The organism is Syntrophomonas wolfei subsp. wolfei str. Goettingen G311 (assembly GCF_000014725.1).
Lineage (GTDB): Bacteria > Bacillota > Syntrophomonadia > Syntrophomonadales > Syntrophomonadaceae > Syntrophomonas > Syntrophomonas wolfei.
On record NC_008346.1, the window covers coordinates 1,633,058 to 1,657,453 of the forward strand.

27 protein-coding genes and 1 riboswitch are annotated in these 24,396 nt (G+C 46.0%); of the genes, 1 reads left to right on the plus strand and 26 read right to left on the minus strand.

The features are described 5' to 3' along the window. Positions 1-68: 68 nt before the first annotated feature. From lysA to SWOL_RS07465, 23 genes are all read right to left on the minus strand, one after another. Positions 69-1,367 carry a diaminopimelate decarboxylase gene (gene lysA / locus SWOL_RS07355; protein ID WP_423218526.1) on the minus strand — a complete coding sequence of 433 codons (1,299 nt, stop codon included), beginning with the start codon at positions 1,365-1,367 and terminating at the stop codon, positions 69-71. A 124-nt stretch (positions 1,368-1,491) separates the two neighbouring features. Continuing rightward, the gene (locus SWOL_RS07360) at positions 1,492-1,815 is read right to left on the minus strand and encodes a LapA family protein (protein WP_155814167.1); all 324 of its coding nucleotides are present in this window, start codon (positions 1,813-1,815) and stop codon (positions 1,492-1,494) included. Positions 1,816-1,942: 127 nt separating this feature from the next. Then, positions 1,943-2,785: a protein translocase subunit SecF gene (secF, locus tag SWOL_RS07365; RefSeq protein WP_011640830.1), complete on the minus strand. Its 843-nt coding sequence runs from the start codon at positions 2,783-2,785 to the stop codon at positions 1,943-1,945. Positions 2,786-2,801: 16 nt separating this feature from the next. Continuing rightward, entirely contained in the window at positions 2,802-4,013 is a 1,212-nt protein-coding gene (gene secD, locus SWOL_RS07370; RefSeq protein ID WP_011640831.1) for a protein translocase subunit SecD, read from the minus strand. 25 nt (positions 4,014-4,038) lie between these two features. Beyond that, complete coding sequence (locus tag SWOL_RS07375; protein WP_011640832.1) at positions 4,039-4,698, minus strand: HD domain-containing protein; 660 nt, start codon at positions 4,696-4,698, stop codon at positions 4,039-4,041. A gap of 4 nt (positions 4,699-4,702) precedes the next feature. Next, positions 4,703-4,981, minus strand: coding sequence for a preprotein translocase subunit YajC (gene yajC / locus SWOL_RS07380; RefSeq protein WP_242649310.1), 279 nt, complete (start codon positions 4,979-4,981; stop codon positions 4,703-4,705). 62 nt (positions 4,982-5,043) lie between these two features. Then, positions 5,044-6,153, minus strand: coding sequence for a tRNA guanosine(34) transglycosylase Tgt (gene tgt, locus SWOL_RS07385; protein WP_011640834.1), 1,110 nt, complete (start codon positions 6,151-6,153; stop codon positions 5,044-5,046). A 23-nt stretch (positions 6,154-6,176) separates the two neighbouring features. Beyond that, complete coding sequence (gene queA, locus SWOL_RS07390; RefSeq protein ID WP_011640835.1) at positions 6,177-7,235, minus strand: tRNA preQ1(34) S-adenosylmethionine ribosyltransferase-isomerase QueA; 1,059 nt, start codon at positions 7,233-7,235, stop codon at positions 6,177-6,179. Positions 7,236-7,254: 19 nt separating this feature from the next. After that, positions 7,255-7,815 carry an epoxyqueuosine reductase QueH gene (locus SWOL_RS07395; RefSeq protein WP_011640836.1) on the minus strand — a complete coding sequence of 187 codons (561 nt, stop codon included), beginning with the start codon at positions 7,813-7,815 and terminating at the stop codon, positions 7,255-7,257. A 26-nt stretch (positions 7,816-7,841) separates the two neighbouring features. Then, the gene (gene ruvB, locus SWOL_RS07400) at positions 7,842-8,876 is read right to left on the minus strand and encodes a Holliday junction branch migration DNA helicase RuvB (RefSeq protein ID WP_011640837.1); all 1,035 of its coding nucleotides are present in this window, start codon (positions 8,874-8,876) and stop codon (positions 7,842-7,844) included. Between the two features lie 11 nt (positions 8,877-8,887). Next, positions 8,888-9,487, minus strand: a complete 600-nt coding sequence (ruvA, locus tag SWOL_RS07405; RefSeq protein WP_011640838.1) for a Holliday junction branch migration protein RuvA — start codon at positions 9,485-9,487, stop codon at positions 8,888-8,890. Positions 9,488-9,559: 72 nt separating this feature from the next. After that, complete coding sequence (gene ruvC / locus SWOL_RS07410) at positions 9,560-10,078, minus strand: crossover junction endodeoxyribonuclease RuvC (protein ID WP_011640839.1); 519 nt, start codon at positions 10,076-10,078, stop codon at positions 9,560-9,562. A gap of 256 nt (positions 10,079-10,334) precedes the next feature. Next, the gene (locus tag SWOL_RS07415) at positions 10,335-10,901 is read right to left on the minus strand and encodes a BofC C-terminal domain-containing protein (RefSeq protein ID WP_011640840.1); all 567 of its coding nucleotides are present in this window, start codon (positions 10,899-10,901) and stop codon (positions 10,335-10,337) included. Between the two features lie 532 nt (positions 10,902-11,433). Beyond that, entirely contained in the window at positions 11,434-12,189 is a 756-nt protein-coding gene (locus SWOL_RS07420) for a YebC/PmpR family DNA-binding transcriptional regulator (RefSeq protein ID WP_011640841.1), read from the minus strand. A gap of 88 nt (positions 12,190-12,277) precedes the next feature. Then, positions 12,278-12,946: a methyltransferase family protein gene (locus tag SWOL_RS13585; RefSeq protein WP_011640842.1), complete on the minus strand. Its 669-nt coding sequence runs from the start codon at positions 12,944-12,946 to the stop codon at positions 12,278-12,280. A gap of 286 nt (positions 12,947-13,232) precedes the next feature. Further along, on the minus strand, positions 13,233-13,982 hold the full coding sequence (nadE, locus tag SWOL_RS07430; RefSeq protein ID WP_011640843.1) for an NAD(+) synthase: 750 nt from the start codon (positions 13,980-13,982) through the stop codon (positions 13,233-13,235). Positions 13,983-13,999: 17 nt separating this feature from the next. Next, positions 14,000-14,917, minus strand: a complete 918-nt coding sequence (gene cysK, locus SWOL_RS07435) for a cysteine synthase A (RefSeq protein ID WP_011640844.1) — start codon at positions 14,915-14,917, stop codon at positions 14,000-14,002. Between the two features lie 66 nt (positions 14,918-14,983). After that, complete coding sequence (locus tag SWOL_RS07440; RefSeq protein WP_011640845.1) at positions 14,984-15,751, minus strand: UPF0280 family protein; 768 nt, start codon at positions 15,749-15,751, stop codon at positions 14,984-14,986. Positions 15,752-15,759: 8 nt separating this feature from the next. Further along, entirely contained in the window at positions 15,760-16,182 is a 423-nt protein-coding gene (locus tag SWOL_RS07445; protein WP_011640846.1) for an NIL domain-containing protein, read from the minus strand. Between the two features lies 1 nt (position 16,183). Continuing rightward, on the minus strand, positions 16,184-17,422 hold the full coding sequence (locus SWOL_RS07450; protein ID WP_011640847.1) for a homocysteine biosynthesis protein: 1,239 nt from the start codon (positions 17,420-17,422) through the stop codon (positions 16,184-16,186). 2 nt (positions 17,423-17,424) lie between these two features. After that, positions 17,425-19,944 carry a homocysteine S-methyltransferase family protein gene (locus SWOL_RS07455; RefSeq protein WP_011640848.1) on the minus strand — a complete coding sequence of 840 codons (2,520 nt, stop codon included), beginning with the start codon at positions 19,942-19,944 and terminating at the stop codon, positions 17,425-17,427. 65 nt (positions 19,945-20,009) lie between these two features. Further along, positions 20,010-20,108, minus strand: a riboswitch (SAM riboswitch). A 17-nt stretch (positions 20,109-20,125) separates the two neighbouring features. Next, positions 20,126-20,458: a Sec-independent protein translocase protein TatB gene (gene tatB, locus SWOL_RS14000; protein ID WP_011640849.1), complete on the minus strand. Its 333-nt coding sequence runs from the start codon at positions 20,456-20,458 to the stop codon at positions 20,126-20,128. Positions 20,459-20,811: 353 nt separating this feature from the next. Beyond that, positions 20,812-21,141, minus strand: coding sequence for a phage holin family protein (locus SWOL_RS07465; RefSeq protein WP_011640850.1), 330 nt, complete (start codon positions 21,139-21,141; stop codon positions 20,812-20,814). A 178-nt stretch (positions 21,142-21,319) separates the two neighbouring features. Between SWOL_RS07465 and SWOL_RS07470 the strand changes: the two genes are divergently transcribed. Next, the gene (locus SWOL_RS07470; protein ID WP_011640851.1) at positions 21,320-22,855 is read left to right on the plus strand and encodes a YifB family Mg chelatase-like AAA ATPase; all 1,536 of its coding nucleotides are present in this window, start codon (positions 21,320-21,322) and stop codon (positions 22,853-22,855) included. Positions 22,856-23,056: 201 nt separating this feature from the next. On the opposite strand, the gene SWOL_RS07475 is transcribed toward SWOL_RS07470, so the two are convergent. From SWOL_RS07475 to SWOL_RS07485, 3 genes are read right to left on the minus strand one after another with little or no spacing between them, the layout of a single operon-like run. Next, a complete protein-coding gene (locus SWOL_RS07475; protein WP_011640852.1) occupies positions 23,057-23,515 on the minus strand; it encodes a chemotaxis protein CheX in 459 nt (152 codons plus the stop codon). A 2-nt stretch (positions 23,516-23,517) separates the two neighbouring features. After that, positions 23,518-23,994: a chemotaxis protein CheX gene (locus SWOL_RS07480; protein WP_011640853.1), complete on the minus strand. Its 477-nt coding sequence runs from the start codon at positions 23,992-23,994 to the stop codon at positions 23,518-23,520. Between the two features lie 9 nt (positions 23,995-24,003). Further along, entirely contained in the window at positions 24,004-24,393 is a 390-nt protein-coding gene (locus tag SWOL_RS07485) for a response regulator (RefSeq protein ID WP_011640854.1), read from the minus strand. Positions 24,394-24,396: the final 3 nt, after the last annotated feature.

Sequence of the window (24,396 nt, forward strand, 5' to 3'; positions counted from 1 at the left end):
ATATATATTAAAGGGACAGATAAGGTCTTTGCTCACAAAACAAACGAAATGTCCCCCCATCCCCTTCCCTAATCCCGCTCCAACCTTTCCGGGATAAGGTCGTTACGCAATAAATCCTCATAGTTCTCTCGTTTAATTATCAAATCCGCCTGACCTTGCTTGACCAGAACCATAGCTGGCCGGGGCAGGCGATTATAGTTGCTGGACATGCTATAGTTGTAGGCACCAGTAGCTAGAACCGCCAGGATATCTCCTGCCTCCACCCAGGGTAGCTCTAAATCCCAAATTAACATATCCCCGGATTCACAGCATTTACCAGCAATTGATACTGTTTCTACAGGTTTTTCTTCCGCTTTATTGGCCAGTAGGGCCTGGTATTTGGCTGCATAAAGAGCCGGACGGGGATTATCGGTCATCCCCCCATCTACGGCCACATATTTGCGTATCCCCTTAACTTCTTTGCTTGAACCGAGCGTATACAGGGTCAATCCAGCCGGGCCAGCAATAGCCCTCCCGGGTTCAACAATAATACGAGGTACTTTTAGTCCATGCTGCCGGGCTTTTTCCTGAACTACCGGCATAACCGCCTTAGCCCATTCTTCCGCCTTACGGGGTTCATCTCCAGCAACATAGTAAATACCCAGACCCCCTCCCAAATTCAGTTCCTCCAACTGGCATCCACTTGTTCTCTTTATTTCCGCCCAAAAATCCATCATTATGGAACTGGTATATTGAAAGGATTGCATGGCAAATATTTGAGAACCAATATGACAATGCAGGCCCACTAGCTTAATTCCAGGCATGGATAAGGCCTTTTTGACCCCTTCCATGGCCTGCCCATCACTAAGAGTAAAACCAAACTTGGAGTCAATCTGCCCGGTTTGAATATATTCATGGGTATGGGCCTCAACTCCGGGAGTAACCCGCAAGAGTATCTCCTGTTGACAGTTCTCCTCAGTACAAAGCTGGTTTAAAAGTTCCAATTCATAAAAATTATCTACTACTATCCGGGCTACCCCGGCACAGATAGCCATTCGCAATTCTTCCCGGCTCTTGTTGTTACCATGGAAATAAACTTTTTGCATGGGAAAGCCGGCTTTTAATGCCGTATATAGTTCACCTCCGGAAACCACATCCAAGCCCAGGCCCTCTTGCTCTACTATCCTATAAATAGCCATGGTAGCAAGGGTCTTACTGGCATATAGCACCTGGGAATCACCATAGAGCGAGAAAGCTTTCTTTATATTCCGGCAATTTCGCCGGAATCCCTCCTCATCTATGATCCACAGGGGGGTGCCAAATTTACGGGCAAGATCCACTGTATCCATCCCGCCGATTTCCAAATTACCCTGGCTATTTATCTTCATGGTTCCCGTCAAATACAACTCCTTCACACCTCTCCAAACACAATAAATTGTGGTCATCTTATCATTTAAGCCTGGGGAGCGTCAACAGCCAGCGGTGAGAATACATTATACAAGGATTTTTCACCTATTCCCTGCCATCAGCCATTACATCTCCCTTCTTATTCTCCTCATCTTTTTGCTGTCGTTTTAACCTGTCATTCTCCGTCTGCAGTTTCTTATTGCTCACGGTCAGTTCTCGAATTTTACTGGCAATCTGAAAATAACGTACACTGTCCAAGAGAAAAGTGAGCAAAGCCCCACTACACAAAGCCAGTAATATAACCAGGGCTAAGGAAATTTCCGGCGAAACCCAGTTCAAAAAATGCACTTCAACCATAGCGGTATTTTGGAAAATAAACACCCCGGTTAAGATAGCGATAATCAGAGCAATAAACAAATACGCACGCATATATTCCCCTCCCTTTTCCGCTTCTTTCACAACGACCCATTCCACACAGATATTTTCACTGAGCAAAAAAGGGACTTCATTAATGAAATCCCTTTAAGGCCTGGTTAAAAGTCTTCCGTCTTCCGCCCTATGCTTTCTGCTTTATATCATAGTATAAAGGACTGGCAATAAATATGGACGAATAGGCACCAACAACAAAACCAATCAACATGGTCAAAACAAATATCTTAATAGTGGAACCGCCAAAAAGGTATAAGGTTACCAGGGGAAACAAAACGGTAAGAACCGTATTTACCGAGCGGTTCATGGTCTGCATAATACTCTTGTTAAGTAAAGTAGTCAGGTCATCCCTCGTTTTTAGCCGCAGATTCTCCCTGATCCGATCAAATATAACTATGGTATCATTTATGGAATAACCTACTATGGTAAGTATGGCTGCAATAAACGCTCCATCAAGCTCCCATTGAAAAATGGAGAAAATCCCCAGGACTATTAAGACATTATGGAATAACGCCACTACAGCCGCAACTCCAAAAGTCCACTCAAAGCGAAAACTGATGTATACCAGCATCAATAGCATAGCTATCAGTACCGAGAGAACAGCGTTCCTGGTTAGTTCATTGCCTATGGTAGCTCCAACGCTTTCGGCACTAAGGTACTCCACATTTTTGAATTTAGCCGCAAATGCTTTATTAACCTGCTCCGTCTGTTCCTGATTCAATTCCCGGGTACGGATCAGGAATTCATTGCCACTCTTTTGAATGGAAGACTGATCGATAAATTTAAGCTCCTCAAGAGTTGAGCGAACCTCAGCCGAAGAAACCGCCGCGTCCATCCGGAAGCGTAAAAGAGAGCCCCCTTCGAAATCAATACCCAGCTTGAACCCTTGCACGAATATGGAAATCAGCCCCAGAGTGATAAGTATGGCGGAAAGAATGAAAAAATACTTTCTGTTCTGAATAAATTGCACTTTTTACACCTCCCTTTTATACCCCATATAGTTTATGATTCTTGGTCAAATCAGCGGATAATACCAGCAAATAGCGGGTAAAGGTAAGTACTACCAGCATACTGGCAATAATACCTATAGAAAGAGTTACGGCAAACCCCTTGATAGGCCCGCTGCCGAAATAGAGCAGGACGAAAGCGGCAATCAAGGTGGTCAGGTTAGCATCGAATATGGTCCAGAAGGCGCGATTAAATCCAGCTTCAATGGCAGCCTTCAAGGTCTTGCCCCAGCGCAATTCTTCCTTGATTCTCTCGTAAATAATGATATTAGCATCAACCGCCATGCCGATAGATAACACGAAGGCCGCTATCCCCGGCAGGGTTAATACTGCACCAAAGAGGGTCATGGTTCCTAAAACCAGAATCGAATAAAGAACTATGGAAATATCGGCTATAAACCCAGGCAAACGATAATACCCCAGCATGAAAATCAAGATGGCAATAAGACCGGCGATTCCGGCTTTCACACTCTTACTCAAGGAATCACTTCCCAGGGTAGGACCAACCGTCCTCTTCTCCAGTATCTTAAATGAAACCGGTAAAGCACCGGAACGCAGTAATACTGCCAGGTTCTCCGCTTCCTTGGCGGTAAAGTTACCGGTTATTCTGGCGCTTCCATCGGTTATCGGACCGGATACAGTAGGAGCACTGATGACCTTGCCATCAATAACTATCATCAGCGGTTTATTGACATTGGCGGTGGTAGCATCAGCAAAAAGCTTGGCCCCTTCTTTATCAAAGTCAATGGCAACTTCAAAACCCTGGCCTTCGCTGCCGGCTCTGGCCTGCGCTTCCTTCAGGTGTTTTCCGGTTACCAGCACCTTGCCGCTTTCATCCCAGAATTCAAGCTCAGCCGTGTTTTTAATTATGTTCACCGCTTCTTCCGGATCATCTATTCCGGCCAATTCCACCACTACCCGGCGTTCACCCTGGGGATAAATCAGCGGTTCACTGACCCCCAGCTTGTCCACCCGGTTTCTGAGTATACCTACGGCCTTGTTTATAGTATCGGCACTTATCTTCTGCCCCTCTTTTTCCTGGGCCTCCAAAACCACATGCAGCCCGCCCCTTAGATCCAATCCAAGATTCAAGTTTTTCAAAATTGGTTGGTAGGTAAAATAGGACAAGGCGCCAAGGGCTACAATAATGGCTAAAATTACTGCGACGCTGAAATTTTTTTGCAACTTCAAAAATCCTCCTTTCAGATCTCCTTAATTACAGTAATTGCACCCCATTTATCACCAGTTCAAATTCACAACCCAAAAAACCGGCCGCCCGGCGACATAAAAGCATACGACTCATAAAAATCTCAAAGTATTCCATTACCGGGCAAATACTGGTGTCAATTACGAGTTCCATGGTAATAACCTTCTTGTTTTCATCAATATTCAAAGTAGAGCGCTCTACAGCATAATTAACCCGGTCATGTATATCAAAAGTAGCTACATCCGGATTCCTAACCCGGTTGCGATGAACATGAGATTTATCCGCCAGAATCAAAGCCGCCGCCACTTCATTTACCGGGTGACCGCTACCCTCATCATGATTACCAATTGCGGCAGTAATTATAGCTACTTCCTCCGGTGGCATGCCCATCCGCCGGAGTATCTCCATCGCCATCAAGGCCCCACTCTGGCTGTGACCGATACGGTTAATCACATTACCAATATCATGAATATAGCCGGCAATACCCGCTAGCTCTGCCATGTGTTCATCATAGCCCAGCTTTATCATGATATCCTTGCTCAAAGCCGATACAATAGAAAGGTGTAAGCGGCCATGGTCAGTGTATCCCATCACACCCAGATGCTCATTGCCTTTTTGAATAAACGTGTTTATTAAGGGACTGGATCTGACATCTTTAAGAGTTACCATTTATCTAATCCTCGACCTTGTAAGCCACAGCTTTTTTGACCATTTCTATTTCCATGTTCTCAGCTACTTTAAGCATTATACTCTCCTCTTTGACCCGGCCAATTTCTCCCTTAATGCCGCCTATAGTAACCACCCGGTCACCTTTTTTCAATTCTTCTACCATTTTCTTATGTTTCTTCTCCTGCTTTTTTCGGGGCAAGATGAGGAAAAAGTAGAAAATGGCCAGGAACATACCAAAATAAATAGCTATTGTCATCCATTCCGAACTTCCCTGTGTAGGCAAATTATCACTCCTTAAATATAGTAAAACTTTAATAATATTCGCCGCTTAACGCTTAAATCCTTCTAAGCGCTGATATAATTATGGAAAAATTCCCGGTAAAAGCTGGGAAATTCTCCTTTTGCTAAGGCCGCTCTAATACCAGCCATTAGTTGGAACAGGAAATAAAGGTTGTGATAGCTCAGCAAACGCTGAGCTAGTATCTCCTCAGCCTTAATTAAATGCCTGATATAAGCCCGGCTATAATTCTGGCATACATAACAACTACACCTTGCATCAAGGGGAGAGAAATCCGCCGCATAAAGAGCGTTGCGCACCGTTATCTTACCCTCAGCAGTATAGGCTGTTCCATGCCGGGCCAGCCGGGTTGGTAAAACACAATCAAACATATCCACTCCTAGCCTGACCCCTTCCAGCAAATCCTCAGGAGCACCCACTCCCATAAGGTAACGGGGCTTTTCCCGGGGCAACATACGAGTGGTAACTTCAAGGGTAGCATAGAGCATTTCCTTGGGTTCGCCGACACTCAAACCGCCTATTGCATAGCCGGGGAAATCCAGAGCAGTCAGCTCTCCCACACTCCTTTCCCTTAATTCGGGATAAACACTGCCTTGAATAATCCCAAATAACACCTGCTTATCATTATTATGAGCCTTTTTACACCTCCCGGCCCAGAGACTGGTTCTCTTTACCGCCTTTTCCGCTTCCTCATAAGTGCAAGGGTAAGGAGCACACTCATCAAAGCACATGGCTATATCCGCCCCGAGCTTTGCTTCAATCTCCATTACCTTTTCGGGAGTGAGGAAATGGCGCGAACCATCGATATGGGAATGAAACCAGACTCCATCATCGTTAATATCACGCAATTTGCTCAGGCTAAAGACTTGAAATCCCCCACTGTCGGTCAAAATACCTTTCTTCCAGTTCATGAAGCGATGCAGGCCGCCGGCCTGTTGTATCAGTTCACAACCGGGACGCAGGTACAGATGATAGGCATTGGCCAAAATAATACCGGCTCCGATTTCATATAGATCCTCGGGGGTGAGGGTTTTGACCGTTGCCTGAGTACCTACCGGCATAAATATCGGGGTATCCACAGTAGTATGAGCAGTGGTTAAGCGGCCCAGTCGGGCCGCAGATGTCTTATCCTCTTGTAGCAGTTCAAATTTTAACATCCCGTTCAGCCCTCAATACCTCGTCATATCACCAGCATGGCATCTCCGTAGGAAAAAAACCGATAACGATTCTCCACCGCGTGCCGGTAAGCCGCCAATGTGCTTTCAGTTCCTGCAAAACCCGCCACCAGCATCAACAAGGAAGAACCGGGGAGATGAAAGTTGGTCAACAATTTATCAATGGCCCGGAATTGGTATCCCGGGAAAATATACTTATTCGTTTCACCTTTTCCGGCCAAAAAACCACAATCTTTATTATAAACGCTTTCCAGAGTTCTTACCACCGTTGTTCCCACCGCCACTATTTGCCCTCCGCTTTCCCGGGTTAAGTTAAGCAAGGCCGCTGCATCTTCTGCTACCTCATAATACTCCAAGTGCATATTGTGCTGGCGAATATCTTCATTCTTAACCGGCCGGAAAGTTCCCATCCCCACATGTAAGACTATCCGCACAATATTAATCCCCTGAAGAGTAATTTCTTTTAATAAATCGGGGGTAAAGTGCAGGCCCGCTGTAGGTGCTGCCACGGAACCGCTTTTGCAGGCATAAACCGTCTGGTACCTTTCCCGGTCCAGTTCTTCATCAGGCCGGTTGATATAGGGTGGCAGAGGGATATGCCCTTGTTCCTGTAACAAGGTATCCTCATCCACACTATCCTGAAAGCGAACCCGGCGTCCACCAGCAAAATCTAACTCTTCCACTATTTCAATAACCAGCGGTTTATCCGGAGAAAGGAAAACCCGGCTGCCGGCTTTCAGGCGCCGGGCAGGCTTTACCAAAGCTTCCCAATCATCACCAAGCTTCTTTAGAAGTAGTATTTCCACCCTGGCCCCGCTTTCTTTATAAGCAAAAAAACGCGCCGGTATAACCCGGGTTTCATTCAATACCAGAGCATCTCCCTTTTTCAAGTACAGGCTTATATCCTTAAAGGCCCGGTCATTCAAATCTCCGCTCTTTCGGTCCAGAACCAGCAAGCGGGAACTATCCCGGTATTCCGCTGGATACTGGGCAATAAGCTCCGGGGGTAAATCATAGTAATAGGTGGATAGCCGGTAAATATCTTCATTTTTGTCATGTTGCATTTATCTGCGACTCCAAAGATTAATTATCAAGGTCAATACCAGGCTGATTACCAGGCATGTAACGCTCCATCTCACTGTACAGGCAACCGCAATATTGCTGGCGGTACAATCCCATTTCCCGCGCTATAATCCCCGTCTGCCGGAAACCCTCTCTAAAATCCCGGTACAAGAAGGGTAGCTCATATTTCTCCCCAATAGCTTCCCCTATTTCCCGGATTAATTTATGTTTCTGGTACTTGCTCACCAACAAAGTAGTGGTGAAGTAATCGAATTTCCCTTTGCGGGCAATTTGGGCTGCCTGTTCCAATCTCATTTGATAACACAATAAACAGCGGCGGCTTTCCCGGTAGGTAATATTCTGAAAATAGTCTACCGGCTTGTAATCCGGTTCGAAAACAACCTTTAATTCAACCTGCCGGGCATAATCCTCCAGGGCTTCTTTTCTTTTCTGGTATTCCGTAAAGGGATGGATGTTGGGGTTATAGAAATAGCCCATCAGCTCGAAGCCTTCCTCCCGCAGACACGGAACGGGATAGCTGGCACAGGGCCCGCAACAAATATGCAACAATACTTTGCTCATGCCTTTACCCCCAATGAGCGGACCGCCTATGCATCCGAAAACAGCCCTTTTCCCTCCAAATTCCCTTTCAGCGGATAGCCCAGATGACGGTAGGCATGCTCAGTAGCCATCCTCCCCCGGGGAGTCTTCTGGATAAAGCCTAGCTTTAAGAGATAGGGTTCATAAACATCGCTAATGGTATCAGATTCTTCCGAAACTGAAGCCGCCAGGGTATCCAAGCCTACCGGTCCCCCGCTGAACTTGCCGATAATTGCTTCCAAAATCATTCTATCCATTACATCCAATCCACATTCATCTATTTCCAGCATCTCCAAGGCCCATTTGGCCAGAGAAAAATCAATATTTCCATTACCCTTGACCAAAGCGTAGTCTCTTACTCTCCGCAGCAAACGATTGGCCACCCGCGGCGTTCCCCGGGAACGCCCGGCTATTTCCGTGGCTCCTTCCTTATCTAGACTAATCTCCAGAATTCGGGCTGCCCTAAGGATTATCTCGCTTAGCTCCAGCGGGGTATAGAAATCCAGTCGGCAGCTTATACCAAAACGGTCGCGCAAGGGAGAACTCAAAAGCCCGGGTCGGGTAGTAGCTCCAATCAAGGTAAATGGCGGAAGGTCCAGGCGAAGAGTGCGGGCTGCCGGGCCTTTGCCGATAATTATATCTATGACGTAATCTTCCATAGCCGGGTACATTATCTCTTCTACATTACGGTTTAGCCGGTGAATTTCATCAATAAACAGAACTTCGCCCGGTTCCAAATTGGTAAGAATAGCCGCCAGGTCTCCCGGTCTCTCAATGGCTGGTCCCGAGGTCTTGCGAATGGGCTTGCCGACTTCGTTGGCTATTATGCTGGCCAGAGTGGTCTTGCCCAGTCCCGGGGGACCGCTGAGAAGGACATGATCCAAGCTTTCCTTCCGTTCCCGCGCAGCAGTGATAAATACCTCTACATTTTCCTTTACCTTTTCCTGTCCAATATATTCGGATAAGCGCCCGGGCCGTATTGAATTTTCGTTGTTATCATCTTCGTCCAGTAGATGAGAAGAAATAAGTCTCTCGTCCAGCATACTCCCCCCTTTTAGCGTCTCATTTCCTGCGCTTTAGCCTTCAATACCAACTTTATATTTTCCTCCACAATGTTTCCTAATTGCTTATTCCTGTTCAAATCCATAATAGCAGGCAGGACTTCGCTGCGACTATAGCCTAGTATTTCCAGGGCTTCCATAAGCTCATCCAACAGCGGCCGCTGCTCCTTTTCCACCTCAACCAGCTTTAATTCCGGAACTTTGTCCTGCAGCTCGAAAATCATCCTCTGAGCAGTCTTTTTACCCACACCCGGTATGCGAACCAGGGTCTTTTCATCCTGACTGGCTATGGCCCGGTAAAAGACCAGTGGTTCCATGGTAGACAACACCGCCAGGGCTCCCTTGCTTCCTATCCCAGAAACCGTGAGTAAGGTCTTAAAGAGCCTGAGTTCATCCTGATCGAGAAAGCCAAAGAGTTTGAACTCGTTTTCCAGTACCTGCAGGAAGGTGTGGATAAGTATGGGCTCGCCTCTTTGCGGTAAGCGGGGGAAAAGCCGGGAGTGAATATTCACCTCATAACCCACCCCATTAACATCAATTATTATACTGTCCGGTCGCCGTTCAAAAACAGCTCCCTTAAGAAATGCAATCATATATTTCCTCCATTTAAAATGAGCTGTAGCAGGCAGGCAGTATGAATCTTTGTTTTGACCGGCCGTAGAGCGTTATCTTTTTTCTCCGGCCTTTGTCGCTGAACTCTCCAAAAAAGAAGACAAACGATAGGAATGCAGATGACAAATAGCAACGGCCAGAGCGTCGGCAGCATCATCCGGTCGGGGCAATTGCTGTAGGCCCAAAATCTTTTGCACCATAAGTTGCACTTGTTTCTTTTCTGCCGCTCCGTAGCCCACCACCGCTTGCTTGACCTGTAGAGGAGTGTATTCAGCAACCGGTATACCAGCAGCCGCCGCCGTCATTAGGATTACTCCCCGGCTCTGAGCTACAGTGATTACTGTTTTAGAATTGCGATTATAAAATATTTCCTCCACCGCTACCGCATCAGGTTTATATTCCATCAATAAAGCTTGCAATTCTCTATAAATTTGGTAGAGTCTTAAAGGCATTTCCAGCTGAGCGGGGGTAACTATAGTACCGTATGTAATCGCCTTAACTCGTCCCGCTTCCGAACGAATGAGTCCGTAACCCGTAGTGGCCGTACCGGGGTCAATTCCCAGAACCTTCATTGCTTCACCCTGCCTTTTGCCATGGCCAGCTCTCCAGCGAAATATAGTAAAGTCGTCAGCCATTTTATTCCAGGCTTTTTGATACTGTTGCATAAAGCAACAAACTAAATACTATAATACTCTAAAATCAGCCTGAGTTCCATAAATAAACTTCTGTGAGAGTATAGATTCTCGGGGATTGTTTAGGACATAAAAAAAGAAGGCGTCAAAAGGACCGTCCTTTTGACACCTTGCCCCTTACTCCTTACTTTTCTTTCTAATACTCATCCAGGTTCTCCAGAGCGTCATTAAGCAGTTCTTCATTATTAAACTCATACTTGCCTTCCCTTATTGTGCTTTGAATCTCTGCAGGCAAAGTCTCCATACTAATAGAAGTCACTCTCAATAGTACTTCATTATCTTTATCCGGTCCCTGGTAAACAGCAACTTTACCCTGATATTCCTTGAGCCGATATTTCTCCTTATCCAGCGGGCACCAATCATCAATTATCTGATGGATACATAGGCTGTCACCTTGCAGGCTAACCGTAAAACCATTTTGTGGTGAATAAATACGGCTTATTTCTGACAAGCTCTTACCTAGCAATTGCTCTTTGGGTTCAAACTCGGAAATTACCACATGCTGGCAACGCTTGTATTCCTTCTCCATCACTACCTGGCTTTTCTCATTTATCCGCTGCTCCTCAATCTTGCTTTTATCATCTATTCCCAGCACTGGTTTCTGCCTGACTTCCAATACTTTATGGCTGCCAATAAAATAACCGCTTAGAAAAACCATTATTAATATACCCAGCAGAGTGATTCCAGTAAAAGTTCTTTTCATTGCCATCACCTCTGCAGCTTATGTTTTCCATTTTTTCTCTTTTTTATACAAAACGAAAGCGGGAAGTTTCCCGCTTTAATAGACTTTTATCTAGATTTGACTCCACTGCAAAAACCCTTTTTGTTGCATAAGGGTTGCATGAATATATAAAACGCTGGCGAAGGTGAAAGCGGGCGCTCGAATACCGCCCTTACAATGCTTAACAGTCGCTATTAAGGTTGTTGCGCCTGATTCGGAACGACACGGGGGTCGTTCCCTACATAGCCTGCGGGTGTCACTATTTCATTCCCCAGTTTATTATACAAGCTAACTCACCTTTCATCGGTGGTTGTGGCCCCCGGCCATGGGGGTTAGTAAGAAAAGTAAGGAGTAAGGGGGTAGGGGTTACGGTGTCAAAAGGACCGTCCCCTTGATACCTATTTCACCTCGTTATAGTAAGAAATAGGGTTTAAACGCTGAAGGACGAAGTTGTCAACAACCCCGTCCCCGTGTCAAGTTCGTCCCCGTGTCAAGTTCGTCCCCGTGTCAAGTTTTAGAGTGCTGCAATTATTTCATCAGGAATAGACATATTGGTGTAGACATTTTGTACATCATCGTGATCTTCCAAAAGCTCAATGAGTTTTATGATTTTCCCCGCCATGTCAACATCAGTAATGTCAACCGTATTTTCCGGCAGCATTACTATGTCAGCCTCTTCTATGAGAAGCTTTTCCTCTTCCATAGCTTCCTTTACCAGCATAAAGCTTTCTGGTAAAGTCAGGACTTCATATTCCTCGTCTTCCTCTCTGACATCCTCGGCACCTGCATCCAATACCTTTAGCATAAATTCTTCTTCCTCCATGTTCAGCTTATCCTTTTTTATGCTAATTAAGCCTACCCGTTTGAACATCCAGGCTACACAACCACTCTCACCAAGATTCCCGTTGTTTTTAGAAAAAAGATGCCTGATTTCTGATGCAGTTCGGTTGCGATTATCGGTAGCAATTTCCAACATTACCGCTATTCCCCCGGGGGCATAGCCTTCATATATTATTTCTTCGATGGTTTCGCTGTCAATTTCTCCAGTACCTTTCTTAACCGCGCGATTTATGTTCTCATTAGGCATATTTATAGCCTTGGCCTTTTGAATGGCCAGCTTTAATTTGGAATTGGCTTCAGGATCTCCGCTACCACCACTACGCACGGCAATAGTAATTTCTTTGGCTATCTTGGTAAACTCTTTTCCTCTTTTTTCATCCGAGCGGGCCTTTTTATGCTTGATATTAGCCCATTTGGAGTGTCCTGCCATTTATCTTTTCCCTCCTATTGGTCTAATCCCCTTTCTTAAAGTCTTAATAAGCTTCTCGATTGCTTAAACAAAGGGGATGTCTGTTTATTTACCATATTCCTGGGATTATTCTACTGCTATGTTCCATATATTGCTTATATTCTTCGCCAAAATGCTCCAAGAGGAATTCTTCCTCTATATTAATACGATAGACTATGGACGGGATAACTGCAAGCGCGGTTAATAAAAGAGCCGCTCCAGAATTGAAGATGCAAGAGAGGGATAAAACACTCAGCAAGGCGCTGAGGTAAAAGGGATGCCTAATTTTTCGGTAAGGTCCCTCTTTAACCAGACTATGTTCTTCGTAAAGTGCTACCCGGGGATTATAATACGATCCCAAATGAACAATGGCCTGGTAGCGGACTGCTACATATATTATAAAAAAGATAAAGCCCAATATCGTTATTCCCGGTTCCAATAAAGTAACTCTGGTATATTTAAATTCCAGAAAATCAAGCAAAGCAACGAATAAAACCAGCATGGAAGAAAGCTGCAGGTAAAGATAGGACCTCTGATCATCGTCTTCCACCACCAGGGTCTGTGGTTCCCGGTATATAATGGTTTCAATTATCGACCAGGTAAAAAAAAGGGCAAAAAAGCCCATTACGACCCAAAAGTCAAAGGAAGGCAATCGTTGGTTGGCGATGTATCCGATGTAGGAAAACACTGCCAGGAAAATTAGCATACGAATAGCTACTCGACGCTTGCGAGGACTCAACTTTATTCCTCCTGCTCTTTTAACTACCCCCCATATCCCAAGGGGCACAACCACCTATAAAAAGTAAGTTAAAGATCTGAAGAAACTGCCGAGGCGGGGCTTAGAACCCGCCACATGTTTTGTTAATAGGAACCCGAACGCTTAGCGGGGGACATATTTCACCTCGTTATATATCAGGAGAACCGTCCCTATGATATATTCGGGAACGAGGTTGTTGATAACTGCGCTCCTCTGTTATCTGATGACCAACTTCCCCTTCTGATGTCTTACGACCGACGGCCAATTCCTAATTTCTAAGTTCAGGAGGGATCATAGCCACCGGGGGCATCTTGCGCTTGTGCTGGCTGCCAGCCATCATACCCTCGATTTTGTTAATAACTTCCGGGCTTCCATCACCGCTTGCCAGATAATTATCCAGTTCTTCGTAGGTTAAGCCCATTTCCCCTTCATCCGTCTGTCCTGACCATAAGCCACCAGAGGGCGGTTTATTAACTATGGTTTCTGGCACACCCAAAAACTGTGCCAGTTCGTATACTTCCCGTTTTAATAAATCCCCTAACAACTGGAGGTCAACCCCAGCGTCTCCGTACTTGGTTGAATAGCCTACGCAAAGTTCGCTTTTGTTACTGGTACCCAAAACCAGGTAGTTTCTGGCCTGAGCCGAATAATAGAGGGCCATCATTCTGAGCCTCGACTTTATATTACCCCGTAGTAATTTGCCCTTTAAACCTTCACACTTGAGATAGGATTCAAACTGGGTGGATAACAAATGGTAAGCATTATCTAAATCGATAATTCTATAAGGAATATTAAACTTTTCCACTAAAGCTTGACTATCCATGCGATCAACAACATCACTTTCACAGGGTAACAACAGAGTCATACAATTCTCAGGAAATGCTTTCTTGGCAATAATAGCCGCAACTGCCGAATCAACTCCCCCACTCACCCCTAAAACAATTCCCAGGGCACCTGCCTCTTTTACTTTTTGTCGAGACCATTCCATTAAGTAATTAACTACGGCTTCGGGATTCATTCTCCCCAACTCCCCCTCTAATCAAACAATTCGGTTGACATATATTTCTCTGCTCCATCAGGTGCAATAGCCAGAATTTTTTGGCTTGGATCCATATCCCGGACCAGGTTCAAGGCTGCAAATACCGCCGCACCTGATGATATTCCCAGTAGCAAAGCTTCCTTTTTAGCCATCTGCCGACAGGTTTCGATGGCATCTTCATCACTAACGGGAATTATCTGGTCAACCATTTCAATATTCAACACGGGCGGAATAAATCCTGCCCCAATTCCTTGGATTTTGTGAACTCCAGCCGTATTTCCACTTAAAACTGCTGATTTTGCCGGTTCAACCGCAACGATTTTTATCTTGGGTAATGATGATTTCAAGGCCTTGCCGGTTCCACTCAGGGTTCCCCCGCTACCTACTCCACAAATAAAGATATCCAGTTTATGCTCCATTTGCCGCAATATTTCCTGAGCGGTTGTTATTTCATGACTTTCTGCATTATCCTGGTTTTCAAATTGTTGTACCAAAAAATAGCGGGAATCGCTTGTAGCCAGTTCCCGGGCTCGCCCCACTGCTCCCGGCATACCTTCTTCTGCTGGGGTTAACAGGAGTTGTGCTCCGTAAGCCCTTAAAATCTTTTTTCTCTCATCACTCATGTTCTCCGGCATTACAATCAGAATCGGGTATCCTTTGATGGAGGCAGCCATGGCCAGTCCAATGCCGGTATTACCGCTGGTGGCTTCCAATATTATTGAATCTTTTTTTAATAAGCCCCGGGCTTCAGCCTTTTCAATCATATAAAGACCAGGCCGGTCTTTAATACTTCCCCCGGGGTTGAATCCCTCTAGCTTGACATAAACCTCGGCCTGACCAGCACCAAGCATCCTGTTCAGTTTGATTACCGGAGTCTCCCCAATCAGTTCCAGCACATTATTTACTACCTTCATTTTTATAATCATTCCTTTCGCTACGCTCAAGGTACAAAACACCATGAAAGAGTTTCTTTCAAACTTCTACCTCCTCTTTAGCGGAACTATCTCAATCTTTCCCCAGGCGGCCATGCTGTCGCCCTGTATTAGCAATACTCCACTTACCCCTTGAATAGCTTTGGCATAATCAATCGCTTTTATCAGGTCATCCTTGCTTTGCACCAGATTCCCGGCCTGGGTGGCAACCGCATCGGCCAGTTCAGCAGGATAAGCCTTAATCACCGCAGCATCAGCTCTTCCCAGGCTAATACTGGGGCCTACCGTAGCGGAAGAGGTGCAAATCCCCAGGGGGCTTTCCTCAGGCTCCACGCGAATGCCAATCTTGTAAGTGAACGGGGAATTGCCGGCAAATATGGCTATGATCCGGTCACTCTTGGAGCGCAGATATATGTCTCCTCCGTTTTCCACCATCACTTCCTCAACCTGATTCTCCAAAGCCTGCCCCAGGCTCTGGGCTATGGCACCGGCAACTGCGGCCATGGGACCAACTCCTGCCGCTTCGGCAGCGGCGGCCATGCGACAGGCAATTTCCGGTGCTCCAACCATAAGCGGAAGCGGAACAAAAGAGGTCATAAACTCGGGATGTCGCTTAATATAATCTTCCAACTGTCTTCTTAAGCTCAGTAATTCTCGCTGGCATAAAGACAGCAGGCTATCGCTGTAGCTTTTCCGGTCTACAGCAATAGCCAGATCTGATTCCTTTATTTTTACAGAAAAATACTTGAGGTCGCTCGCCGCGTGCAGAACCCGGTAATAGCGTTCTCCATAACCACCGTTTACAGTATTATTCATCAGCCGTTCTAAACAGCCTCCTTGACTTCAAAATGGAGTTTTATCGCCCGAGTAGGACAGCAATCCAGACACATACCGCAAACTACGCATTTGGAGTTTTCAAAGGAAACCAACATGCTATCTCTATCGATGGAAAGCGCTTCAGTAGGGCAGAATGAAGCACAGGCCCCGCACTGTATGCAGATATCTTCCTGCCAGAGTACCGTTTCGCTGAGGGGCTCAACGATTATCCCGAGATTCTTAAGGAAAGCTATGCCCCCCTCATATTTGTCTTTTTCGCCTTCCATCTCAACCACCAGAAAGCCCTCTTTCTGCGGGTTGATATCCGCCTTCAATATATTAACTATCAAATCATAGTTCTTTATCAGGCGGTAGACTACCGGCTGTTCCGTCTGAATGGCGGAAAAATAACAAACTACCCTATTTTTCATCCTAACCCCTCCTGTTCCGGCCATTTAAAAAGACTTCACTGGGACTGCGCTCAGGAATCGATTTAAACTCAATGTTAGCATCTGCCGAGGGAAGCATGGCCACCGGCCTGGTAAGTTCAAATTCTCCTCTTTGAATCCATTCTTTGAGTATGGCGGCAATCTTCCGCGCCCGGGGATAACTGGACTGGGGCGTAGTTACTATTTCCTTGCCATTAACCTTTATCCGTCCGCTCTTCAATTCCTTAAAATTGGCGAAGCCCAGATCGATGGGTTTGGAGTAAGGATATCCTTCGTTAAAATCCACTATGGGACAAAGGATATCTTCATCCTTGACCAGGGTATAGCGCAGTATCTCTTCGTTCAAGATTGGAATAGGAATACCGATTCCCACCGCCATGGTAGCTCCATAGCCAATAAAACTCAAGCCTACCAGCCAATCGGGATTCATCTGCTTGATATCCCCGATTACGGCCAGAGTACCTGCTGGCACCTGAGGCACGCCGTTTTCGCCTCTTAGTACATTGGGGTGGTGCTGGGTTCCGTTCCAGGCCACATAACCCGTTCCCCCTCCCAGGAATATCCTGGTTCCAATGCCAATGGTCTTGTAATAAGGATCGTTAAGCAAAGGGCTTAATTGCCCGGAAGTAGAATAGCTGGCATTGCCTAGCCGCGGTTTAAGAATACCCATATAGGTATATAAGGTTCTATCTCCCAGGTTCACCGCGCAGTTGTAATTCTGGTAAGCATTGCGCGGGTTAAAAATATAGGCCTCATTAAGATCATCAAGGGTAATTATGGTATCTACTTTTTTATTGGGATAACAATCGGTTCCATAAGCTATAGCCTCCAGGCGTATTTCTTTACCCGCCACCAGATCATGAATTACATGCCCCCCACCATAGGTGAATCGTCCCGGAAACACTTTATTTTCCGGGTCGAAATCCGGCAATTGAGCAGCGCCGATATAAGCATCCACTGCTGCTAGACCGCCATAAGCCTCCACCCCGTTTAACCAAACCTTTTTCATCTTTATCCGGGGCCGGGAATGACCAAAATTAAGAAAAGCACCGGATGAACACATGGGACCAAAGGTACCGGTGGTTACCACATCAATTTCCTGCACGGCCTTTTCATAGCCGTTTTCCGTCACATAATCGATAACTTCCTCTGCGGTTACTACTACCGCCTCGCCTCGCTTTATTCGAGCGTTTATTTTTTCATAAGTTTTTTCCACTGCCATTTTTATCTCCCCCCTAAAAGCCTTTGGGCCATTAAAACTGCCTGGCGCGCATCTTCAGAATAAGCATCGGCCCCGATATGATCTGCATATTCCTGATTCAAGACGGCTCCTCCAACCATTATTTTGCACGGCATTCCACGGGCTTTTACGCCCTGGATCACCTCCTGCATTCGTGGCATGGTTGTTGTCATCAAGGCGCTTAAGCCAATAATATCTGCTTTCTCCTTTTCGGCCACATCCAATATAACTTCCGCCTTGACATCTTTTCCCATATCCAATACCTTGAAACCATAATTCTCCAGTAAAATGGCTACAATATTCTTGCCAATGTCATGGATATCGCCTTCCACCGTGGCTAGAACGATAAGCCCTTTATGTTCTTCCGCTTCACCGCTCAGACGGGTTTTTACCAGCGTAAAGGCATCTTTCATACTTTCGGCTGCCAACATCAACTGGGGTAGGAAATATTTTTTTTGGTCATAGAGTTCTCCCGCCCTTTCGATTCCTGGAATAAGCGCCTTATTAACTATTTCCATCGGGGCTATTTTTTCCTGATCCAGGGCCTTTTGCACCTGTTCCAAAAGCAGTCCCTTATCCCCTTGAAGGACTGCCTGGCTAATTATCTCCAGGGTGGACAGCGGGTTCTTCATGTTCTTTTCCTCGGCTTTATTACCCACACCCAACGGTATCTTTTCTGAATTTTCCAGCAATTCTGGAATATTGCATTGTTGGCAAATACAGTAATTCGGTCTGACGATTCTGGCGGAGTCCTGGGCTTTATCTGCTTTATAGTCTTTATATTTCTCAATAAATTCTAGCGAATTAAGATCACGATTAAGTAAAACGGCAGCGGCTCTATTAGCATCCATCATTCTGCTTTCAAAAGGATTCATTATGGGTAAATCCAGTCCGGCCGCCCAGGCCATGGCTAGATAAGTGGAATTCAAAAGCTCGCGGGCGGGCAGACCATGAGATACATTACTAACTCCCAGCACCGTACCTAAAGCCATTTCCTCCTTAACCATCCGCAAAGCCTTCAGGGTTTCAAAAACCTGGGATTGTTCGGCACTGGCAGTTTTTACCAGGCAATCTATATAAATATCTTCTTCCCGTAAACCATATTCCCGCGCCTGCTCAAAGATCTTCCGGGCTATCTCTACCCTGTCCTCGGCCCGCTCCGGGATTCCATTTTGATCCAGGCAGAGTCCCAGTACAGCGGCCCCATATTTTTTGGCCAGGGGAAGTATGATCTCTAATTGTTTATCTTCTCCGGTGGTGGAATTAATCAAAGGCCGGCCCACAAAGGATTGCAAACCCTCTTCAATAGCCTGGGCGCTGGTGGAATCCAAAGCAAGAGGGACATCAACCGCAGCCTGAACTGCAACCACCGCCTCTCTCATAGCCATAGCTTCATCTATTCCAGGTACTCCCATATTTACATCCAGAATGGCGGCACCTGCTTCCACCTGTTTCCTGGCTTCATCCACTACCATCTGCATACGGCCTTCCTTGATATCCTGAGCCAATTTCTTGCGGGCGGTAGGGTTTATCCTTTCTCCGATAAAAGTGAGCGGCTTTCCCTCTCCCAGAACCACTGCCTGACTACGCGAAGCTAGGGCCCTAATTCTTCGGGGTGTCCTTTTCCGGGGGGAAAGTCCCCTTAAAGTACTGGCGATAGCTTTTATATGCTCCGGGGTGGTACCGCAGCAGCCGCCTATGATATTGGCCCCGACATCCCTCAATTTCAAGGCATATTCGGCCATTTCCTCCGGTCTATCCGGGAAGACGGTTCTTTCCCCGAGCAGTTGGGGTAAACCGGCATTGGGCTCTACTGATAGAAATACACTGCTATAGCGGCCCATTTCTTCGATTATGGGCAGCAATTCCCGGGCACCCCCGGAACAATTGGCTCCAATGGCCAGGGGCTGCAAAGCCTCCATAATAATAAGAGCGGTAAGGGGATCAGTACCCATCAGGGTTCTTCCCCCGGGCTCAAAAGTCATATGGGCAATAACCGGCAGGCGGGTATTGGAGCAGGCCGCAATCAAGGCGGCCCTCATTTCCCCAATGTCAGTCATGGTTTCTATTGATATGAGATCAGCCCCGGCTTTTTCACAGCTGAGCATCTGCTCGGTAAAAGCCGCATAGAGCTCAGCAAAATCCGCATTTCCAAAGGGTTGCAACAGTTTGCCGCTGGGACCGATGGAGGCCGCTACCAGGGCTTTTCCCCTGGCTCCGGCGCGAGCAATTCTTATGGCTTCAGCGTTTATTTCCGCTACCCGATCCTGCAGGCCATATTCAGCCAGTTTAAAGCGATTGCCGCCAAAGGTGTTGGATTGGATAATATCGGCTCCCGCTTCCATATACTGATAGTGAATATCTTCCAAAATCAATGGATTATTTACCCCAAAAAGCTCCGGACACTCCCCCGGGACCATTCCCCTTTCCTGCAGCATGGTTCCCATGGCTCCATCCAGGATAAGAATTCTACTCTGCAAAAGAGTATACAAGTTCGGAGACATTAACAACCCTCCCCAAATATACAATAAAAAAAGCCCTCATAATAAGAGGGCCGGTATGCTATCCCCTCTCATCTGCCAGGATCCTCCTGCAGGATTTGGCACCATACCTTTCAGGCGGTTGCCGGGTTTCATCGGGCCAGTCCCTCCACCACTCTGGATAAGAGTAAAAGTATTTATTTGCTTATGATAAGGTATTTCCGGGGTCATCTTTTTTGACCTTTTCTTTATTATTAAGACTCATTTCATTCAATTCGTCAAGGGAAACCGTAGGGGAAACTTCGATTTTTTCCGGCACCGCTTCTGGCTCTTTTTGGGCCGGCGCAGGTTTCTCATCAACCTTTAAGGCATCTTGAAACTCTTTTTGTACCCCGGTGGTAGCTTTTTTAAATTCCCGGGCTGCTTTTCCCATAGATTTGGCTACTTCCGGCAATTTACCCGGTCCAACTACTATCAAAGCAACAACCAGGATTAAAATCAACTCCCAGGGTCCTATGTTCCCGATAAAGCCAAACATTTTTCTTCCACCCCCTATCCATTCTTCCTCTGAGCTAGTTTGCCAGATAGATTATATAAAAGTCCTGGACATACCCCAGAGCTTCTTAGACATTAACTTGGTGATTAAAACCCCAATCTTCTAAATTCTGATTTTTTATTTTCAATCCAGGGAAATAAAAGAGCCTACTGCTTGTTTATTTTACTTGTCTTTATAAATATAAGCAAACTTTTTCCGGCAAAACTCAAAAGCCAGTATATACTGGCTTTCGAGCAAGATATGTTTTTTTATGGTTGAGTTCTCCCCCTATATTTAAGCTACTGCTGTGGCGTAGTTAGGGGGATAATCTTGCCAGTTTACCTGGCAAAAGCGAATTACCTGAGCTCAGTTGGAACAAATGCATCAACCAGGCCTATGACAAAAGCCGCCAGCAGACTTCCCAATAAGGATACCGACAGATAATTGGGAATAATAAACTGGGCCAGGTAAATGACTATGGCAGCCGTAATAAAACCCACCAGACCGCGAGAGCGTGGTGATATCCGGGTACCCAGAATGGCCTCGGCAGCATAGCCAAGAAGAGCAATTACAATTGCTGCAATCAAGGCTCCGGTAAAACCAGCTACGCTAATCCCTGGCAAAAGGTAACCCACCAGAAGCAAGACCAGAGCAGATACAACAAAACGGACTATGGCACCAATCATAGTAGTCTTAAACCTCCTTTAGAACAACATTTTTATACCCAATAGATTCCTTAAAGCTCTGTATTATGATTCGTAGAAAAGTAAAATACTATACGAAAAATTTTTGTTTCGAATAAATCATTAAAGGATTTTACCCCATCTTGACGAAAAATTACATAATAGGAAAGTTGGGATAAAAATGCTGGCCAGTTTTTATACTTTAGTAACAGCTGGTATAGATGCCAAATCAGTAAAAGTTGAAGTAGATATTCAGAGTGGAGCACTGCCCAGTTTTGAAATTGTCGGCCTGGCTCAGACCTCGGTTAAGGAATCCCGTGAGCGGGTTCGTTCAGCCATCAAGAACTCCGGCTACAAGTTTCCCAACCGCAAAATAATAATTAACCTGGCACCGGCTAATTTTAAAAAGGAAGGCAGTCACTTTGATTTGGCTATTGCCCTGGGGATATTGGCTGCTTCTGAGCAATTGGAAATTTGCCAGAACAAGACGCATTATTTTGCCGCTGAACTTTCTTTGGATGGTGCCTTGCGCCCCATTCCAGGAATACTGCCGATGGCCCTCGAACTGCTGGAAAGGGAACCCGATTCACATTTCATCATACCACAAGCCAACAGCCAGGAAGCCGGACTGGTAAGTGAAGTAAGCTCTCTGGCCGCCGGCAATCTGTCCGAGGTTTGTTGCTATTTACAGAATAGATTGGAATTGCCGGTCGTAGCTCCCACAGAGTATTTATCTGCTTCATCCCTGGGTAGCATTCCCGACTTTGCCGATGTTAAGGGTCAAGAAACCGCTAAAAGAGCTTTAATGGTAGCAGCGGCCGGATTACATAACATCCTTTTAATCGGTCCGCCCGGTGGGGGAAAGACCATGCTGGCTCGCCGGGTTCCGGGGATAATGCCGGAAATGAGCCGGGAAGAGATATTACAAACGACTCGGATTTATTCGGTAGCTGGCCTTCTAAGCTCGGAACAACCCCTAATTTTTAACCGCCCTTTCCGGGCCCCACATAAGAATGCTTCCAGTGCCAGCATCGTTGGTGGGGGGCGTATTCCTCGACCAGGGGAAATCAGCCTGGCCCATAACGGAGTGCTTTTCCTGGACGAATTACCCGAATTCAGCCGTGATGTACTGGAAGCCTTGCGCCAACCCCTGGAAGATAAAGTAGTGACTGTAGCCCGCTCCCAGGCTACCTTTAGCTATCCTGCCGATTTCGGCTTGGTTGCTTCCATGAACCCATGTCCTTGTGGGAATTTCGGCTCCGAAATGGAGTGCCGTTGTACTCCACTGCAGATACAACGCTATCTGGGAAGGGTAAGCGGTCCCCTGCTCGACCGGATGGATTTGCATGTGGAGGTTCCTCGAGTCAAATATGAGCAACTTCGGGATAGGGCGAACGGAGAAAGCTCCGCCAGTATGCGGGATAAAATTACCGCAGCCCGGAAAAAACAAAAAAAGCGCTTTAAACGCTATAAGATCACGCTGAATTCGCAGATGAGACCAACTGATGTTAAAAAGTTCTGCCGTCTGGATGAAGAATCAGAACAGCTTTTAAAAAATGCTTTCGACCGGCTTAGTATGAGCGCCCGAGCCTACGACCGCATCCTCAAAGTAGCCCGAACTATTGCCGACCTGGAACAATCAGACGATATTAAGCTGGAACATATTGCTGAAGCCCTGCAATACCGCAGTCTGGATCGGAAATACTGGCAAAGTTGAGAAGAAAGGGTGGACTATGAGAAACTCTAAAGCATGGAAAACATTCTGGAAAATCTGGTGGGTGGGCTTTATTATTCTATCAATAGCTCTCTTGATACAGATTTTGTGGTAATTAGAAAATTCTTTACCCCTCACTCTAATTTCATAATTGCTAGTACCTGGGTATAAGAACCTAATGAGAAAAAGTGAGGGGTAAGCCTGCTATTCCAACGCAATATTAAGATCGAAGCTGCCTTCTGCCCCGATAAACTGAATCACCAGTGTCTCCACCAGGCTGATCATGGAAACCATGTTCTTCCCGCTTATAAGGGTAGGCGGCGTTATATCTACCAGGCTGCCGATCTCCTGAAGATTGCTAACACTGTTGCCGGCAACCATATTAGCCAGTTCACAGATGGCGCTCTTAGGCATTAAATCAAACTGGGGAACCGGCATACCCCCCATCATAGTGGAGGCTATATGGCACGCTGTAGCTTCATGCATAGACAAGACCACATTTCCTTTCAAACCACCCACGAGACCAATTATTACATTAACATCATGCTCGGTCTGAAGTTTTTCCCTTTTACTCAATCCGGTTCTTTTTAGTTCTTGCATACCCAGCATACTGCAAACATTTAGCAGTCCGTTTATAAAAGGGTTTATGTATTTGATATCCATCCTTATTTATTCCCCTCCTCCACTGCCACATTGATTTTGACGGGTCCGGCATCGGTCTGCAGAAGTACGGAACAAGAACTAAGCCGCACATTAAACATAGTCAAACCCTCCCCGGTAAAAACGCTGGGAGGAGTAAGGCGCAGGTTTAAGCCGGGGTTGTTGTTGTTAATATCGGTAATGGCATTGCCGCTAATAATATTGCCCAGCTCAGCTCCGGAGAGCAACACTTCTTCCTCAGCAAAAGTACTGTAACTTTCTCCGGTAAGGGTTGAGGCAACATGCATCGCGGTTTCGCCGCCCATATCCAGAAAAAATCGTCCCTTCCATCCCCCGGTAAAACCAATAATAACCGTGAAACCTCGGGAAACAAAGGAGTCTCCTTCCTCTTCAGTTTCTCCGCTCCTAACCTCCAAATCCAGCATATCCCGGAAAATGCTTACACTGGCCCTGACAAATGGTACTATATGATTGGTAGCCATTCAATCACCTCAATTCTCCAATACTTTGAGAATCTTCTCCAAAAGTTCTTCCGCCTTAAAAGGCTTGCAGCAGACATCATTGATTCCTCGGGATTTTGCCTCATTTATTATGTCATCATCACCCATAGCGCTAAGCATTATAATCTTTTGTTGGGGATTGATGCCTTTTATCATACTGGCAGCATCCAAACCGTCCATTATGGGCATAGTTACATCCATGGTTATAATGTCGGGCTGAAACTGCGGGTAGCTTTCCACTGCTTCTTTACCATTGCCTGCTTCTCCTACTATTAAAAAACCTTCCGGTTCCAGGGCTTTTTTTATCATTTTGCGTGAAATAGGGGAATCATCTACCGCCATCACTTTTATGGGAGTTCCGTCCGCTCTAATACCCTTCATCCT

Coding starts and splice junctions, on each gene's coding strand:
- lysA (WP_423218526.1), bottom strand. CDS start 1,367: ATGAAGATAAATAGCCAGGGTAATTTGGAAATCGGCGGGATGGATACA.
- SWOL_RS07360 (WP_155814167.1), bottom strand. CDS start 1,815: ATGCGTGCGTATTTGTTTATTGCTCTGATTATCGCTATCTTAACCGGG.
- SWOL_RS07375 (WP_011640832.1), bottom strand. CDS start 4,698: ATGGTAACTCTTAAAGATGTCAGATCCAGTCCCTTAATAAACACGTTT.
- tgt (WP_011640834.1), bottom strand. CDS start 6,153: ATGTTAAAATTTGAACTGCTACAAGAGGATAAGACATCTGCGGCCCGA.
- queA (WP_011640835.1), bottom strand. CDS start 7,235: ATGCAACATGACAAAAATGAAGATATTTACCGGCTATCCACCTATTAC.
- SWOL_RS07395 (WP_011640836.1), bottom strand. CDS start 7,815: ATGAGCAAAGTATTGTTGCATATTTGTTGCGGGCCCTGTGCCAGCTAT.
- ruvB (WP_011640837.1), bottom strand. CDS start 8,876: ATGCTGGACGAGAGACTTATTTCTTCTCATCTACTGGACGAAGATGAT.
- ruvA (WP_011640838.1), bottom strand. CDS start 9,487: ATGATTGCATTTCTTAAGGGAGCTGTTTTTGAACGGCGACCGGACAGT.
- ruvC (WP_011640839.1), bottom strand. CDS start 10,078: ATGAAGGTTCTGGGAATTGACCCCGGTACGGCCACTACGGGTTACGGA.
- SWOL_RS07415 (WP_011640840.1), bottom strand. CDS start 10,901: ATGAAAAGAACTTTTACTGGAATCACTCTGCTGGGTATATTAATAATG.
- SWOL_RS07420 (WP_011640841.1), bottom strand. CDS start 12,189: ATGGCAGGACACTCCAAATGGGCTAATATCAAGCATAAAAAGGCCCGC.
- nadE (WP_011640843.1), bottom strand. CDS start 13,982: ATGAATCCCGAAGCCGTAGTTAATTACTTAATGGAATGGTCTCGACAA.
- cysK (WP_011640844.1), bottom strand. CDS start 14,917: ATGAAGGTAGTAAATAATGTGCTGGAACTGATTGGGGAGACTCCGGTA.
- SWOL_RS07440 (WP_011640845.1), bottom strand. CDS start 15,751: ATGAATAATACTGTAAACGGTGGTTATGGAGAACGCTATTACCGGGTT.
- SWOL_RS07445 (WP_011640846.1), bottom strand. CDS start 16,182: ATGAAAAATAGGGTAGTTTGTTATTTTTCCGCCATTCAGACGGAACAG.
- SWOL_RS07450 (WP_011640847.1), bottom strand. CDS start 17,422: ATGGCAGTGGAAAAAACTTATGAAAAAATAAACGCTCGAATAAAGCGA.
- SWOL_RS07455 (WP_011640848.1), bottom strand. CDS start 19,944: ATGTCTCCGAACTTGTATACTCTTTTGCAGAGTAGAATTCTTATCCTG.
- tatB (WP_011640849.1), bottom strand. CDS start 20,458: ATGTTTGGCTTTATCGGGAACATAGGACCCTGGGAGTTGATTTTAATC.
- SWOL_RS07465 (WP_011640850.1), bottom strand. CDS start 21,141: ATGATTGGTGCCATAGTCCGTTTTGTTGTATCTGCTCTGGTCTTGCTT.
- SWOL_RS07470 (WP_011640851.1), top strand. CDS start 21,320: ATGCTGGCCAGTTTTTATACTTTAGTAACAGCTGGTATAGATGCCAAA.
- SWOL_RS07475 (WP_011640852.1), bottom strand. CDS start 23,515: ATGGATATCAAATACATAAACCCTTTTATAAACGGACTGCTAAATGTT.
- SWOL_RS07480 (WP_011640853.1), bottom strand. CDS start 23,994: ATGGCTACCAATCATATAGTACCATTTGTCAGGGCCAGTGTAAGCATT.
- SWOL_RS07485 (WP_011640854.1), bottom strand. CDS start 24,393: ATGAAGGGTATTAGAGCGGACGGAACTCCCATAAAAGTGATGGCGGTA.